The sequence below is a fragment of the Streptomyces sp. ADMS genome (genome assembly GCF_033441795.1).
GTDB lineage: Bacteria > Actinomycetota > Actinomycetes > Streptomycetales > Streptomycetaceae > Streptomyces.
In genome coordinates, this window is record NZ_JAVFVX010000004.1 from 1 (window position 1) to 15,250 (window position 15,250).

General features: G+C 70.4%; 12 protein-coding genes and 1 pseudogene. 9 read left to right on the plus strand and 4 right to left on the minus strand.

The genetic code is table 11. The features are described 5' to 3' along the window. Positions 1–118 precede the first annotated feature (118 nt). Complete coding sequence (locus RB628_RS02545; RefSeq protein ID WP_318318584.1) at positions 119–844, minus strand: 3'-5' exonuclease; 726 nt, start codon at positions 842–844, stop codon at positions 119–121. Positions 845–1,012: 168 nt separating this feature from the next. Here RB628_RS02545 and RB628_RS02550 point away from each other — a divergent pair, with 168 nt between their 5' ends. The 3 genes from RB628_RS02550 to thrS all read left to right on the plus strand — a co-directional run bounded on the left by RB628_RS02550 (position 1,013) and on the right by thrS (position 4,908). Continuing rightward, positions 1,013–1,579 (plus strand): DUF4365 domain-containing protein, encoded by a 567-nt coding sequence (locus RB628_RS02550; RefSeq protein ID WP_318318585.1) that lies wholly within the window; start codon positions 1,013–1,015, stop codon positions 1,577–1,579. Next, on the plus strand, positions 1,576–2,799 hold the full coding sequence (locus RB628_RS02555; RefSeq protein ID WP_318318586.1) for a hypothetical protein: 1,224 nt from the start codon (positions 1,576–1,578) through the stop codon (positions 2,797–2,799). The genes RB628_RS02550 and RB628_RS02555 overlap by 4 nt, the downstream gene beginning before the upstream one ends. Before the next feature lie 132 nt (positions 2,800–2,931). Beyond that, complete coding sequence (gene thrS / locus RB628_RS02560) at positions 2,932–4,908, plus strand: threonine--tRNA ligase (protein WP_318318587.1); 1,977 nt, start codon at positions 2,932–2,934, stop codon at positions 4,906–4,908. A 27-nt stretch (positions 4,909–4,935) separates the two neighbouring features. Here thrS and RB628_RS02565 read toward each other — a convergent pair. Next, positions 4,936–5,617, minus strand: a pseudogene (locus RB628_RS02565) (potassium channel family protein). A gap of 67 nt (positions 5,618–5,684) precedes the next feature. Here RB628_RS02565 and RB628_RS02570 point away from each other — a divergent pair. After that, a complete protein-coding gene (locus RB628_RS02570) occupies positions 5,685–6,257 on the plus strand; it encodes an HIT domain-containing protein (protein WP_318318588.1) in 573 nt (190 codons plus the stop codon). A gap of 33 nt (positions 6,258–6,290) precedes the next feature. Here the strand turns inward: RB628_RS02570 and RB628_RS02575 are convergent, their stop codons facing one another. Continuing rightward, a complete protein-coding gene (locus RB628_RS02575; RefSeq protein WP_318318589.1) occupies positions 6,291–7,958 on the minus strand; it encodes a hypothetical protein in 1,668 nt (555 codons plus the stop codon). A 219-nt stretch (positions 7,959–8,177) separates the two neighbouring features. Further along, a complete protein-coding gene (locus RB628_RS02580) occupies positions 8,178–10,376 on the minus strand; it encodes an elongation factor G-like protein EF-G2 (RefSeq protein WP_318318590.1) in 2,199 nt (732 codons plus the stop codon). Positions 10,377–10,659: 283 nt separating this feature from the next. Between RB628_RS02580 and pgsA the strand changes: the two genes are divergently transcribed. The 5 genes from pgsA to pdxS all read left to right on the plus strand — a co-directional run bounded on the left by pgsA (position 10,660) and on the right by pdxS (position 15,250). Further along, positions 10,660–11,394 carry a phosphatidylinositol phosphate synthase gene (pgsA, locus tag RB628_RS02585; protein ID WP_318318591.1) on the plus strand — a complete coding sequence of 245 codons (735 nt, stop codon included), beginning with the start codon at positions 10,660–10,662 and terminating at the stop codon, positions 11,392–11,394. Beyond that, positions 11,391–12,380 (plus strand): phosphatidylinositol mannoside acyltransferase, encoded by a 990-nt coding sequence (locus RB628_RS02590; protein ID WP_318318592.1) that lies wholly within the window; start codon positions 11,391–11,393, stop codon positions 12,378–12,380. The genes pgsA and RB628_RS02590 overlap by 4 nt, the downstream gene beginning before the upstream one ends. After that, a complete protein-coding gene (locus RB628_RS02595; RefSeq protein WP_318318593.1) occupies positions 12,377–13,543 on the plus strand; it encodes a glycosyltransferase family 4 protein in 1,167 nt (388 codons plus the stop codon). Before RB628_RS02590 ends, RB628_RS02595 begins: the two co-directional genes overlap by 4 nt. An 88-nt stretch (positions 13,544–13,631) precedes the next feature. Continuing rightward, positions 13,632–14,177: a hypothetical protein gene (locus RB628_RS02600; RefSeq protein ID WP_318318594.1), complete on the plus strand. Its 546-nt coding sequence runs from the start codon at positions 13,632–13,634 to the stop codon at positions 14,175–14,177. A gap of 224 nt (positions 14,178–14,401) precedes the next feature. After that, positions 14,402–15,250 (plus strand): pyridoxal 5'-phosphate synthase lyase subunit PdxS, encoded by an 849-nt coding sequence (gene pdxS / locus RB628_RS02605; RefSeq protein WP_412180585.1) that lies wholly within the window; start codon positions 14,402–14,404, stop codon positions 15,248–15,250.

The window sequence follows — 15,250 nt, forward strand, 5'->3', positions numbered from 1 at the left end:
AGCGCTTCGTTCACACCGAAGAGGTCACTGGTTCGAACCCAGTATCGCCCACCGGGAGAAAACCGGTCCGTCACCGACGGGCCGGTTTTTTTCATGAGCCTGTACATCTGCTCCACGGCTATGCCGCCGCCCGCATCTCCGGACGCAGTGGCCACGCCGGGTCGACAGCCTCCCCCGAACCGCTCTTCGCGAACCACGCCTGCAGGCCGCGCGCCTGCGCCGCGTGCCACACCGCCTGGAGCGTGTGCAGTTCGGCGGGGGAGAGGCGCTCCAGCCGGGGCGCGAAACGGCGCCCGACCGCCCGTACGACCTCCAGTGAGGCCATCGCGTCCGCCGCCGCGTCATGGGCGCCCTCCAGCGTCACGCCGTACTGCGCGCACAGATCCGTGAGGGTGCGGCGGCCCTTGCGGTAGCGGTCCAGATGCTTGTCCAGGACCCGGGGATCCAGCACCAGCAGCGGCGTCGACTCGAACCAGCGGTCGAGCGACGAGGCGCGATGGCGTCGCAACTCCCGGTCCAGCATGGTCAGATCGAACGGCGCGTTCATGATGACCAGCGGGCGGCCCGCCGCGGCCTGCTCCGCCAGTGCCCGCGCTATCTCCTCGACCACGGGAGACGGCCAGCGGCCGTTGCGCTGCAGATGCTCGTCCGTCAGTCCGTGCACCGCCGTCGCCGAAGCGGGCACCGGCACACCCGGGTTGATCAGCCAGCGGCTGATCCGCGGCCGGATGGCCGGCCCTTCCTGGACCACGACGGAAGCGGACACGATCCGGTCGGTCTCGACGTCCACACCCGTGGTCTCCGTGTCGAACGCGGCCAAGGGGCCCTCGTACCAGCACGTCATACCTACACAACTCCTTGTTCACCCACGGCAGCTGACGCACCGTCTTCTGCCCGTTTGGTGATACCCGGGCTGTTTGCGCCGTACGCCGGAAGGAGACAACAGAGATACAGGTTTACGCACTTCAGTGGCCTGTCATGGGAATTCACCTGGTTTGGAAGGCACTTGGTCATGGCGATAGCGCAGCCCGAACGGGGCGGGCTGCTGCCCGAGCGCACGGCACCCCATCGAGGCACCCTCGCCACCACCGCCTGCATGGAGACCCTGCAGGTGGGCTATCTGCACGCCGTCGCGGCGGCGGCCGGCTGCTCGCTGTCCCAGCCGTTCCCCGACAACGGCATCGACTGGCACGTCAGCCACGGCGCCCCCGCGCACACGGTCGACGACGAGGTCACCATCAAGGTCCAGCTGAAGTGCACGTACCAGATCGCACCGAGCCCGCCGGGCCCGCACTTCTCCTTCACGCTCGACAACGCCCACCTGGCGAAGCTCGCCCGCACCCCGGTCTCGGTGCACAAGATCCTGGTCGTGATGCTCGTACCCCGCTCGCAGGACGACTGGCTGCGCGCCGGCCACGACCGCCTCGACCTGCGGCACTGCTGTTACTGGATCAACCTCGCCGGGCATCCGATCACAGGCCGGCACCGGACGACCGTGCGGATTCCGACCTCACGCATCTTCGACGACCGTGCGCTGTGCGAGATCATGACGCGGGTCGGGACGGGAGGCAGACCGTGACGCACCGGCCTACCGAGGAGCCCCTGCGGCCCGTCCGGCCGCACCCCGTGGACACCCCCTGGCACAGCGAGCCGCCCGCGCCCGAGCAGGTCGACCCGGCCGTGCTCGGAGCTCTGCTGCGCCGGCACGGCTGGCAGCGGCGCGGGGGCGCCGTCGGGCGGTACGGCCGCTGGACCCCACCCGGGCCCGGCGACAGCGGCACGAGCCTCCTCGTGCCCGAGAGCCGGGCCTTCCCCGACAGCGACGACCTGCTCGCCGAGGCCCTCGTCGCGCTGGCCCGCAGCGGATCGCCCGCCGCGCGCGAGGTGCTCGTCGGCCTCGCCGTACCCAGCGACGAGATCCGCTGGTGGCGGGACGTCCCGACCGGCCCCGCCGGCGCCGCCTCCTGGCCCGTCGAGGAGCAACTGCGCTCGGCCGCCCGCCGGATGATGCTCGCCGGAGCGCTCGCCACCCGCGCGCGGGCCGGCTACCACGGCGCCCGCCACCGCAGGCCCGCCGCCTCGCTGCTGGAGCACGTTCTCGTCGGCGCCGCCCCCGCCGGCCGCAGCCTCACCGCGTTCGTCCCCGTCGCCACGGGCCGTCCCCTCGCCGTACGGCTCCACCAGGCCCTGTACGCGGCCCGCGAGGCCATCGACTACCAACGGGCCACCGGCGGCATGGACGCCTTCGACGGGGCCGTCGAGGCGGGCGTCAGCCATGAGCTCACGGAGTCCCTCGTCGCCCTGGTCCGCGGTACGGAGGGCGCCCGGATCGCCGTCGAGTGGGCGCCCGGCGCGGGTGTCCCCGAGGGCTGTGCCGCTTCCGCCGAACCTGTCGAGTTCTCCCCCGGCGACCTGCCCGCCCTGCGCGCGGCCGGTACCCGGTATCTGCGCGAGGAGCCGCCGGTGCCGGTCCGGATCACCGGCACCGTGGTACGGATGTGCAGGTCGGGGCCGCGCGGCGAAGGCACCGTACGTCTGCGGGTCCTGGCCGGCGCCGAGATTCCGCACGTTCGGATGACGCTGGACGAGGAGGCGTACCGGATCGCCGGGCAGGCGCACCTGGTCGGGCTGCCGGTGCGTGTGAACGGCCGGCTGGAGAGCCGGGGCGGCTTCCGCCGGCTCACCCAGGCCTCCGGGGTCGTACCCGTCCAGGTCGACGAGGCGGAGCGGGACCGGCTGATGAAGTCGTTGCAGGAGAACCTCGACTTCTTCGAGGAGGCTTGCAGCGGAGACGACTGAGGGCGTCGCGGACCGTCGTGGGCCAGGGCTTCGGGTTATCTGTTTCGCGGTGGGCGGGCCGGGGTCGGTACGATCCCTAACTGCGCGCGCTCCCGGTATGGCGCCGCACCCACCTTCAGTCAGGAGAGACCGGTGTCAGACGTCCGTGTGATCATCCAACGCGATTCCGAGCGGGAAGAGCGCGTGGTGACGACGGGGACTACGGCCGCCGACCTCTTCGCCGGCGAACGTACGGTCGTCGCCGCGCGGGTGGGCGGAGAGCTCAAGGACCTCGCGTACGCGGTGGCGGACGGCGAGGAGGTCGAGCCCGTCGAGATCTCCTCCGAGGACGGCCTCGACATCCTGCGCCACTCCACCGCCCACGTCATGGCCCAGGCCGTGCAGGAACTGTTCCCCGAGGCCAGGCTCGGCATCGGCCCGCCGGTCAAGGACGGCTTCTACTACGACTTCGACGTCGAGAAGCCGTTCACGCCCGAGGATCTCAAGGCCATCGAGAAGAAGATGCAGGAGATCCAGAAGCGCGGGCAGCGGTTCTCCCGCCGTGTGGTGACCGACGAGGCGGCTCGCGAGGAGCTGGCGTCGGAGCCGTACAAGCTGGAGCTGATCGGCATCAAGGGCTCCGCGTCCACCGACGACGGTGCGAACGTCGAGGTCGGCTCCGGTGAGCTGACCATCTACGACAACCTCGACGCCAAGACCGGCGACCTGTGCTGGAAGGACCTCTGCCGTGGTCCCCACCTGCCCACCACCCGGAACATCCCGGCGTTCAAGCTGATGCGCAACGCCGCCGCGTACTGGCGGGGCAGTGAGAAGAACCCGATGCTGCAGCGCATCTACGGCACCGCCTGGCCCTCCAAGGAGGAGCTCAGGGCGCACCTCGACTTCCTCGTCGAGGCCGAGAAGCGCGACCACCGCAAGCTCGGCAACGAGCTGGACCTGTTCTCCATCCCGGAACAGATCGGTTCCGGCCTCGCCGTCTTCCACCCCAAGGGCGGCGTCATCCGCCGGGTGATGGAGGACTACTCGCGCCGCCGGCACGAGGAGGAGGGCTACGAGTTCGTCTACACCCCGCACGCGACGAAGGGGAAGCTCTTCGAGACCTCGGGCCACCTGGACTGGTACGCCGACGGCATGTACCCGCCCATGCAGCTCGACGAGGGCGTGGACTACTACCTCAAGCCCATGAACTGCCCGATGCACAACCTGATCTTCGACGCCCGCGGTCGTTCCTACCGTGAACTCCCTTTGCGGTTGTTCGAGTTCGGCACGGTGTACCGGTACGAGAAGTCCGGCGTCGTGCACGGTCTCACCCGCGCCCGGGGCTTCACCCAGGACGACGCGCACATCTACTGCACGCGTGAGCAGATGGCGGAGGAGCTGGACAAGACGCTCACCTTCGTCCTCGGCCTGCTGCGGGACTACGGTCTGACCGACTTCTACCTTGAGCTGTCCACCAAGGATCCGGAGAAGTTCGTCGGCTCGGACGAGGTCTGGGAGGAGGCCACGGAGACGCTGCGGCAGGTGGCCGAGAAGCAGGGTCTGCCGCTGGTGCCGGACCCGGGGGGCGCGGCCTTCTACGGGCCGAAGATCTCCGTCCAGACGAAGGACGCGATCGGCCGTACCTGGCAGATGTCGACGGTCCAGCTGGACTTCAACCTGCCGGAGCGGTTCGACCTGGAGTACACGGGTCCCGACGGCTCCAAGCAGCGGCCGGTCATGATCCACCGTGCTCTGTTCGGCTCCATCGAGCGGTTCTTCGCCGTGCTTCTCGAGCACTACGCGGGCGCGTTCCCGGCGTGGCTGGCGCCTGTGCAGGCGGTCGGTATCCCGATCGGCGACGGGCACGTGGAGTACCTGCAGAAGTTCGCCGCCGCGGCGAAGAAGCAGGGTCTGCGGGTCGAGGTGGACGCCTCGTCCGACCGCATGCAGAAGAAGATCCGCAACGCCCAGAAGCAGAAGGTGCCGTTCATGGTCATCGTCGGCGACGACGACATGAACGGCGACACGGTCTCCTTCCGCTACCGGGACGGTTCGCAGGAGAACGGCATCCCCTTCGAGGAGGCCATCGCGAAGATCGCGAAGGTGGTCGACGAGCGGGCGCAGGTCTGATCGAGAGCTGTCCGGCCCTCGGGGAGATCAACTCCCCGGGGGCCATTCGTCGTTGCCGGGCCTGCCCCGCCCTGGCTTGTCCTCCCGCGAGAACACCTGTACCAGCCGCGACGAGAACGACCCCGTCACCGCCCCCGACAGTGCAAGACCACACGCCATCAGGCCCACCGCGACCCGCCGTCCGACCGGAGTCACGGGAGAGACATCGCAGTAACCGAAGGTCGCGAGCGTGGCGCGGGTCCACCACACGGCGACGCCGGACGTCCGGATCGTCGCGCCGGGCTCGGCGTGGTCCCGCTGGTTCACCGCCAGGGCGCCCGCGACCCCGAGCAGTGCCACCGACAGTCCGGCGTATGCGATCACACGCGCGTGCAGCGCGAGCCGGGGCCTGCCACGCCGGTGCAGTACGGCCTCGTGCACTCTGACCACACGCAGCGGGCGCGGCAGGGGAAGCAGCAGGACGAGGGTGTCCAGCCAGTGCGTGGGTACGAATGGAGCGCCCTCCCCGCTCAGCCGCCGGCGCACCGCGTGGTCGAGCGCGAAGACGGCCCGGGCGGACAGCAGTACGGCCAGGCAGAGGACCTGTCCGGCGCGGCAGGTCGTGGGCGAGTAGGCGGACCGCGTACGCGGCGAGACGGAGCAGTGACGCCACCCCGAGCGGGGCCTCGGTGCGCCGCTCCCGGGGTTCTGTGCGGCTGTCGTCGTCCATGCCGTCAGCTTGGCCGTGGGCGCCCCGGCGCGTGCCCCGGCGACACGCTCCATATGGGCGAACCAATATGCTGCATGGCATGACGAGTGAGCCGGAGCAGCAGATCGGAGTCGGGACACAGGACGCGTTTCAGCGCCTGTGGACGCCCCACCGGATGGCGTACATCCAGGGCGAGAACAAGCCGACCGGCCCCGGTGCCGACGACGGCTGTCCCTTCTGCTCGATCCCGGCCAAGTCCGACGAGGACGGCCTCATTCTCCGGCGCGGCGAGCAGGTCTACGCGGTGCTCAATCTGTACCCGTACACGGGTGGCCATCTGATGGTCGTGCCGTACCGCCATGTCGCCGACTACACGGACCTCACGGACTCCGAGACCGCCGAACTGGCCGAGCTGACCAAGCAGGCGATGACGGCGCTGCGCACGGCGTCCGGTGCACACGGCTTCAACATCGGGATGAACCAGGGCACGGTGGCGGGCGCGGGCATCGCGGCCCATCTGCACCAGCACATCGTCCCGCGCTGGGGCGGCGACACGAACTTCATGCCGGTGGTGGGCCACACGAAGGTGCTGCCACAACTGCTGGGGGACACGAGGAAGATGCTGGCGGAGGCGTGGCCCGCAGGTTCCTCGGGTGCCTGAGGACACGGGGTCCTGGGACCGTGCCCCCGGACCTCACGCGTCGTAGACGTCGGCTTTCCGGGGCATCGGGTCCTGTACCGCCGTGCTGAGGAACGACGACCGGGAGCCGAACTTCTCCGTGTCCACGCCGTTCTCCTCCAGCACCTTGATCGCCGCCGCGTGCACGACCCGCAGCACCGGCGTCGCCGCCCGCAGCGCGTCGTCCGCCATGAAGCGGTGCCGCCACGGCTGGTCCGCCCACGAGTGCCGCAGCCCGAAGGGTTCCGGCAGGGCCAGCGAGCCGCCCAGCCAGTTCAGCAGCGGCGGGTACCAGGTCAGCGGAGCGCGCGCGGTGAGCCGTACGACCTCGTCCGCGTCGACCAGCGGCAGCTTGACCTTCCGGGTCTCCCAGAAGCGGATCGACTTCTGGACCTCCTTCTCCTTGGCAGCGGGCTTGCTGGTGAAGAGGGAGTGCACCGGACCGAGCGCGTGGCCGGTCACCTCGATGCGGAGTGTCTCGTGGAGCACGGTGACCGTGATGAGCATCGTGATGATCAACTGACCGTCCCAGAGCGTCCACTGGACCCCGAGGTAGTGTCGCTGGCCCGCGCCGAACTGCTGCTTGTTGCAGATGTCCTGTATCGCGTGGTTCTTGATCATGTAGGCGTCCACGTCCGTGCCGCTGGGCCGGGAGACCTCCTTCGCGCCCTCGCCGACGGGCGTGACGATCCAGTGCTTCAGGGACGGCTTGGTGAATCCGCCGGTGTTGAGCGGGCCGCGCTCCAGCATGCGCAGCTGGTCGTGGATCGAGCGTACGACGTCCCAGCTGCGGAAGGGGTGGATCTCCCTGCCCGCCTCCCGCGGGACCAGGTCCTCGGCGAGCTGCCAGCTGCCCCACCGCGTGCCCATGCCGAGTATGCCCTTGGGGCCGGCGTAGAAGACGGAGTTGGACTGCTGCTCGGCGCTGAGCCGGGCCAGTTCCTTGCGGAGATGTTCGGCGGCCGTCTCGCCGGGGCTGCCGGGGACCGCCTCGGGGATCTTGGCGCCCACGCCACCGCCGGACAGCAGGGCGGCCCAGCGGTCGCGGAGGTCCTGCGCGGTGCGCTCGCAGATCTGTTTGGCCCACAGCCAGCCGACGACCGGCAGGACGACGCACGCGCGTGCGTACCAGGCCCAGAAGCCGGTGAACGGCATCTTGATCAGGAAGATCACGGCGAAGGCACCGACGGTGACGAGGAGGGTGGTGGCGAGTGCGGAGGCCCGCCTGTCCTCGCGTTTGGTGATGTTCGCCCGGCCGGCGAAGACGGCCAGCCACAGCAGGAGTCCGGGCAGGAAGAGCACTCCGCACAGCACCATCACCGCGGAGAGCCAGTTGTCGCGGTCGCGCCGGATGCGGTGGGCCGCGAGGGCGTGCTCGACGATGACCTGCGGTTCGGTGCCGAAGGACTGGATGAGCGGCTTTCGGCCGGCGCCCAGCATGCGGTCGATCACGGCCCGGGAGAACGCCTCCCCGAGCTTGGGCCGGAAGATCTTCGCCCAGGCGCCCCGGGGCGCCTTGACCGTCGACTTGTGCCACTCGTTGTCGGCTTCGAGGATCTTTGTGACCTCGTCGTCCTCCCGGTAGGCCGCCGAGGCCAGCGCGAAGGTCGCCGCCGTCTGGCCCGCGGAACCCGACAGGGGCACCTGCGCCCCGGGACTGAAATCGAAACCGTCGTCCGCCACTGTGCCGCCCCCTCGCCGCCGTACCCGCTTCTGCGGCCTTTCCCGACTTCCTTGCTCCGCACACCTGTTGAACAGGTCATCGTGTTGATCGAGTCGCAACTTGATCAGGTGATCAGCGTATCCGCAGCCACCGGCAATTGGGCGGCGGACGGCACAAGCCGTCCGCCGATGTGGAGGAGAGCGTTCCGTAAGGGTCACTTGTCGGGCAGCGGGCGCCAACTACGGGGTTGTCCGGGCCTGTTCGCTGACCCTCTCGGCGATCTGCGGCGGCATCGGCTCGTGCCGTGCGTACGTGCGGTCGAAGCGGGCGGTGCCGTGCGAGAGGGAGCGCAGATCGACCGCGTACCGGCCGATCTCGATCTCGGGCACCTCGGCGCGTACGAGGGTCCGCCCGCCGGCCGTCTGCTCGGTGCCGACGACCCGCCCGCGCCGCCCGGACAGGTCGCTCATCACGGATCCCACGTATTCGTCGCCGACCAGCACCGTCACCTCGGCCACGGGTTCGAGGAGATGGATCTTCGCGTCGGCGGCGGCCTCGCGCAACGCGAGCGCCCCGGCGGTCTGGAAGGCGGCGTCGGAGGAGTCCACCGAGTGGGCCTTGCCGTCGAGCAGGGTGATCCGTACGTCGACGAGCGGACAGCCCGCGGCGACTCCCTTGGCGGCCTGGGCCCGCACGCCCTTCTCCACGGACGGGATGAACTGCCTGGGCACGGCGCCGCCGACGACCTTGTCCACGAACTCGATGCCCGAGCCGCCCGGCAGCGGCTCCACCTCGATCGCGCAGATCGCGAACTGCCCGTGCCCGCCGGACTGCTTCACATGGCGTCCGCGCCCCGTCGCCCGGTCGCCGAACGTCTCCCGTAGGGAGACCTTGTGCGGTACGACGTCGACCCGGACGCCGTACCGGTTGCGCAGCCGTTCGAGGGCGACGTCCGCGTGCGCCTCGCCCAGGCACCACAGGACCACCTGGCGGGTGTCCTGGTTCTGTTCGAGCCGCATGGTGGGGTCCTCGGCGGCGAGCCGGCCGAGGCCCTGCGAGAGCTTGTCCTCGTCGGCCTTGCTGTGCGCCTGGATGGCGAGCGGCAGCAGCGGGTCGGGCATCTGCCACGGTTCCATCAGCAGCGGGTCGTCCTTCGCGGAGAGGGTGTCCCCGGTCTCCGCCCGGTTCAGCTTCGCCACGCAGGCCAGGTCGCCGGCGATGCAGTGCGTGAGCGAGCGCTGATGTTTGCCGAAGGGGGCTGACAGGGCGCCGATGCGCTCGTCGACATCGTGGTCCTCGTGGCCGCGGTCGGCGAGCCCGTGCCCGGAGACGTGGACCGTCTCGTCGGGCCGCAGGGTGCCGGAGAAGACGCGGACGAGCGACACCCGGCCCACGTACGGGTCGCTGGCCGTCTTCACCACCTCCGCGACCAGGGGACCGTCCGGATCACAGAGCTTCAGGGCGCGCGGGCGGCCGTCGATCGTGGTGACCCCGGGGGCCTCTCGCTCCAGCGGGGTCGGGAAGCCTCCGGTGACCAGTTCCAGCAGTTCGACCGTGCCGAGTCCCTGCCGGGCGCCCTCGGCGGCGGGGGCGGCGGCGAGCACCGGGAAGAAGGTCCCGCGCGCGACCGCCCGCTCCAGGTCCTCGACCAGCGTCTTGAAGTCGATCTCCTCGCCGCTCAGATAGCGGTCCATGAGGGTCTCGTCCTCGCTCTCCGCGATGATCCCCTCGATGAGCCGGTTGCGGGCCTCCTCGATGCCCGGGAGCTGGTCGGGGGCCGGTTCGGCCTCCTTGCGTTCCCCGGAGGAGTAGTCGAACAGTTTCTGCGACAGCAGCCCGGTCAGCCCGGTCACGGGCGCGTGCCCGTCCGGTCCCGGGGAGCCGTGCAGCGGCAGGTACAGCGGCAGTACGGCGTCGGGGTCGTCCGCGCCGAAGGCGTCCGCGCAGATCCGCGTCATGTCGTCGAAGTCCGCGCGCGCGGACTCCAGATGCGTGACGACGATGGCCCGCGGCATGCCGACCGCCGCGCACTCCTCCCACACCATCCGCGTCGAGCCGTCCACCCCGTCCGAGGCCGAGACGACGAAAAGGGCCGCGTCCGCCGCGCGCAGACCGGCTCTGAGCTCCCCGACAAAGTCGGCGTATCCGGGAGTGTCCAGAATATTGATCTTGTACCCGCCCCATTCGACGGGCACCAGGGAGAGTTGCACCGAGCGCTGCTGCCGGTGCTCGATCTCGTCGTAGTCGGAGACCGTGCCGCCGTCCTCCACGCGGCCTGCCCGGTTGACGGCACCCGCGGTCAGCGCGAGAGCCTCCACCAGAGTCGTCTTGCCGGATCCTGAGTGGCCGACCAGCACCACATTCCGTACGGACGCGGGGTGGTCGGCCGCTGTAGCCCTGCCGGCGGCCCCGGGGTGTGCGTTCGCCTTGTCGCCCATGGTCCTGCCTCCCGTGCACGGTGAGGTCACTGTGGGCGCGGCGGATCCTCCCCCAGACTCTGTCCGGGGAACCCCAGCGGTGGCGGCTCCGATGACGCCCGCGGTGCTTTCGAGCTTTGCACCCGCGTCACGGTGCGTCCATACGAAGGACGCGATCGCACGTCCGGGACGGTGCGAACGGGGTGATCCGGGCTGCCGACATCCCGCCGTGACCCGGATGCCGTCAGGCCGTGACACGGGGGCGCGGGTGCCCGACCGTCGCACACGCGCGCGCGTCGCTACGATGGGCCAGCCGGTGGCCAGTAGGGGCCGCACGGCGACACCGACCCTCGGGAAGGCCATGCTGAACAAGTACGCGCGTGCATTCTTCACGCGTGTCCTCACGCCGTTCGCCGCGTTTCTCATCCGCCGGGGCGTCAGCCCCGACACGGTCACGCTCCTCGGCACCGCCGGGGTGATCGCGGGCGCGCTGGTCTTCTACCCCAGGGGCGAGCTCTTCTGGGGCACGATCGTCATCACGCTGTTCGTGTTCTCGGACCTCGTCGACGGCAACATGGCCCGCCAGATGGGCCGTTCCAGCCGATGGGGTGCCTTCCTGGACTCCACCCTCGACCGGGTGGCCGACGGCGCGATCTTCGGCGGCTTCGCCCTCTGGTACGCGGGCGGCGGCGACGACAACGTCCTGTGCGCGGTCTCGATCTTCTGTCTGACCAGCGGCCAGGTGGTCTCGTACACCAAGGCCCGGGGCGAGTCGATCGGTCTGCCGGTCGCCGTCAACGGCCTGGTGGAGCGCGCCGAGCGCCTGGTGATCTCCCTGGTCGCGGCCGGTCTCTCGGGTATGCACGCGTTCGGGGTGCCCGGCATCCAGTACCTGCTGCCGGTCGCCCTGTGGATCGTCGCCGTCGGCAGCCTGGTCACGCTGATCCAGCGTGTCGTCACGGTCCGCCGGGAGTCCGCTGAGGCGGACGCGGCGGCCGCGAGCGAGAGCACCGCGCAGAACAGCGGGACGGCGTCATGAGCGACCTGCGGGGGCGGCTGACGGACGGCGCGTACGCGGTGGGCTGGAGCGCCGTCAAAAAGCTTCCGGAGCCTGTCGCCGTCCGGCTCGGCCGGACCATCGCAGACCTCGCCTGGAAGCGGCGCGGAGAGCGCGTACGACGCCTTGAGTCGAACTACGCGCGCGTGGTGCCCGACGCGACACCGGAGCGCCTCGCCGAACTGTCCCGCGCGGGCATGCGTTCGTACCTGCGCTACTGGATGGAGTCCTTCCGTCTCCCCGCGTGGAGCCCGGAGCGGGTGAGGACGGGCTTCGAGCCGACGGACCTGCACCACCTGACCGACGGTCTGGCCTCGGGCCGGGGCGTGATCGCGGCACTTCCGCACCTGGCCAACTGGGATCTGGCCGGTGCCTGGGCCACCACCAAGCTGGAGACGCCGTTCACGACGGTCGCCGAGCGCCTGAAGCCGGAGACGCTGTACGACCGTTTCGTCGCCTACCGCGAGGGCCTGGGCATGGAGGTCCTGCCGCACACCGGCCGCACCGCGTTCGGCACCCTGGCGCGGCGGCTGCGCGACGGCGGCCTGGTCTGCCTGGTCGCGGACCGGGACCTGTCCGCCTCGGGCGTCGAGGTGAAGTTCTTCGGCGACACGGCCCGGATGCCGGCCGGTCCGGCCCTGCTGGCCCAGCAGACCGGCGCACTCCTGCTCCCGGTGACCCTCTGGTACGACGACTCACCGGTCATGCGCGGCCGTATCCATCCCCCGATCGAGGTACCCGAGACAGGTACGAGGGCCGAGAAGACGTCTGTCATGACACAGGCGCTGGCTGATGCCTTCGCCACGGGAATCGCCGATCACCCGGAGGACTGGCACATGCTTCAGCGGCTGTGGCTCGCGGATCTCGACCCCGCGAAGGATCCGGAGAAGAGGACTGAGACGGGTACGGGGAAGAACACCGGGAGCGCGAACGGTGTCGTGCGGGGCACCGAGAAGAGGACCCCGTGAAGATCGGCATCGTCTGTCCGTACTCCTGGGACGTGCCGGGCGGCGTCCAGTTCCACATCCGTGATCTGGCCGAGTACTTCATCCGCCTGGGCCACGAGGTGTCCGTCCTCGCCCCCGCCGACGACGACACCCCGCTCCCGCCGTACGTCGTCTCGGCCGGCCGTGCGGTCCCGGTGCCGTACAACGGCTCGGTGGCCCGCCTGAACTTCGGCTTCCTGTCGGCGGCCCGGGTACGGCGGTGGCTGCACGACGGCGAGTTCGACGTGCTCCACATCCACGAGCCGGCCTCACCCTCGCTGGGACTCCTGGCGTGCTGGGCGGCCCAGGGCCCGATCGTGGCCACCTTCCACACCTCGAACCCGCGCTCCCGGGCCATGATCGCCGCGTACTCGATGCTCCAGGCCGCCCTGGAGAAGATCAGCGCCCGGATCGCGGTGAGCGAGTACGCCAGGCGCACGCTGGTGGAACACCTGGGCGGCGACGCGGTCGTCATCCCGAACGGTGTGGACGTCGACTTCTTCGCCGGGGCCAAGCCGAAGCCCGAGTGGCAGGGCGGCACGATCGGTTTCATCGGCCGCATCGACGAACCCCGCAAGGGGCTGCCGGTCCTGATGAAGGCGCTCCCCAGGATCCTCGTCGCCCTCCCCGGGACACGTCTGCTGGTCGCGGGCCGCGGCGACGAGGAGGAGGCGGTGGAGAGCCTGCCGGCCGAGATGCGCTCGCAGGTCGAGTTCCTGGGCATGGTCAGCGACGAGGACAAGGCACGGCTGCTGCGCAGCGTGGACGTGTACATCGCCCCCAACACAGGCGGGGAGAGCTTCGGGATCATCCTGGTCGAGGCGCTGTCGGCGGGGGCACCGGTCCTGGCCTCGGACCTCGACGCCTTCGCCCAGGTCCTGGACCACGGAGCGGCGGGTGAGCTGTTCACGAACGAGGACGCGGACGCCCTGGCCGACGCGGCGGTACGGCTGCTGGGCGACCCAGGCCGCCGGGCCGAACTGCGGGAGCGGGGCAGCGCCCATGTGCGGCGGTTCGACTGGTCGACGGTGGGGGCGGACATCCTGTCGGTGTACGAGACGGTGACGGACGGTACGACAGCCGTGGCGGCGGACGAGCGAACGGCCACGGGGCTGCGGGCGCGGTTGGGACTGGCCCGGGACTGAGCGGGGGCGCCCGGGGGAACCGCCCCCGGGACAGCGACGCTGAGGGACTCCACGGAACAGGTGGAGCGCCCCTGTAGCCTTGCCGCCCGTGACCGCAACCCTCATCTGGATCCTTGTCGGGCTCGTCGCGATCGGCCTCTACCTGAGCTGGACCGCCGGGCGGCTCGACCGGCTGCACGTAAGGATCGAAGCCACACGCGCCGGACTCGACGCGCAGTTGCTGCGCCGGGCTTCCGTCACCCAGGAGCTGGCCACGTCGGGCGTCCTCGACCCGGCCGCCTCGATCGTGCTGTACGAGGCGGCGCACGCCGCGCGTCAGGCCGAGGAGGAACAGCGGGAGGTCGCCGAGAGCGAGTTGAGCCAGGCACTGCGGGCCGTCTTCGCGGAGGCGGCGCAGGTCGAGGCGGTACGGGAGGCCCCCGGCGGAGAGGCGGCGGCGGCCGAGCTGACCGAGGCGGTGCGCAGGGTGCCGATGGCTCGGCGGTTCCACAATGACGCGGTGCGGGCGGCGCGGGCGTTGCGGCGGCATCGGAAGGTGCGGTGGTTCCGGCTGGCGGGGCATGCGCCGTTCCCGCTGGCGTTCGAGATGGACGACGAGCCGCCGACGGCCCTGGCGGAGCGCGCGCCGGCGTAGGGCGGCTTCTTGCCCCCCCAGGGGCTCCTTTCAGCCCGTCCGGCGTTCGAGGACGGCGAAAACGATCCACCGGCTATCCATTGGCCCTTGCTGTGGCCTGCTTCTCTCCCGTTTCCTCAGAGTTGCAGCAGCCCTCTTTCACCGAGTGAGGTCAAACCGTGTCCAGCACGCTCTCCAACTCCGCCCAGACGCCCGAAACCGGCACCGCCCGCGTGAAGCGCGGCATGGCCGAGCAGCTCAAGGGCGGTGTGATCATGGACGTGGTCAACGCCGAGCAGGCGAAGATCGCCGAGGACGCCGGCGCCGTCGCCGTCATGGCCCTGGAGCGTGTCCCGGCGGACATCCGCAAGGACGGCGGCGTGGCCCGTATGTCCGACCCGGACATGATCGAGGGCATCATCGGGGCCGTGTCCATTCCGGTCATGGCGAAGTCCCGCATCGGTCACTTCGTCGAGGCCCAGGTCCTGCAGTCCCTCGGCGTCGACTACATCGACGAGTCCGAGGTGCTGACCCCCGCCGACGAGGTCAACCACTCCGACAAGTGGGCCTTCACCACCCCGTTCGTCTGCGGTGCCACCAACCTCGGTGAGGCCCTGCGCCGTATCGCCGAGGGCGCCGCGATGATCCGCTCCAAGGGCGAGGCCGGCACCGGCAACGTCGTCGAGGCCGTCCGCCACCTGCGGCAGATCAAGAACGAGATCGCCCGCCTGCGCGGCTACGACAACAACGAGCTGTACGCCGCCGCCAAGGACCTGCGCGCCCCGTACGAGCTCGTCCAGGAGGTCGCCGAACTCGGCAAACTGCCTGTCGTGCTGTTCTCCGCGGGCGGTGTGGCGACCCCCGCCGACGCCGCGCTGATGCGTCAGCTGGGCGCCGAGGGCGTCTTCGTCGGCTCCGGCATCTTCAAGTCCGGCGACCCGGCCAAGCGCGCCGCCGCCATCGTCAAGGCGACCACCTTCTACGACGACCCGAAGATCATCGCGGACGCGTCCCGCAACCTCGGCGAGGCCATGGTCGGCATCAACTGCGACACCCTGCCCGAGGCCGAGCGCTACGCGAACCGGGGCTGGTAA

Coding starts and splice junctions, on each gene's coding strand:
- RB628_RS02580 (WP_318318590.1), bottom strand. CDS start 10,376: ATGGGCGACAAGGCGAACGCACACCCCGGGGCCGCCGGCAGGGCTACA.
- RB628_RS02590 (WP_318318592.1), top strand. CDS start 11,391: ATGAGCGACCTGCGGGGGCGGCTGACGGACGGCGCGTACGCGGTGGGC.
- RB628_RS02545 (WP_318318584.1), bottom strand. CDS start 844: ATGACGTGCTGGTACGAGGGCCCCTTGGCCGCGTTCGACACGGAGACC.
- pdxS (WP_412180585.1), top strand. CDS start 14,402: ATGGCCGAGCAGCTCAAGGGCGGTGTGATCATGGACGTGGTCAACGCC.
- pgsA (WP_318318591.1), top strand. CDS start 10,660: ATGGGCCAGCCGGTGGCCAGTAGGGGCCGCACGGCGACACCGACCCTC.
- RB628_RS02550 (WP_318318585.1), top strand. CDS start 1,013: ATGGCGATAGCGCAGCCCGAACGGGGCGGGCTGCTGCCCGAGCGCACG.
- RB628_RS02570 (WP_318318588.1), top strand. CDS start 5,685: ATGCTGCATGGCATGACGAGTGAGCCGGAGCAGCAGATCGGAGTCGGG.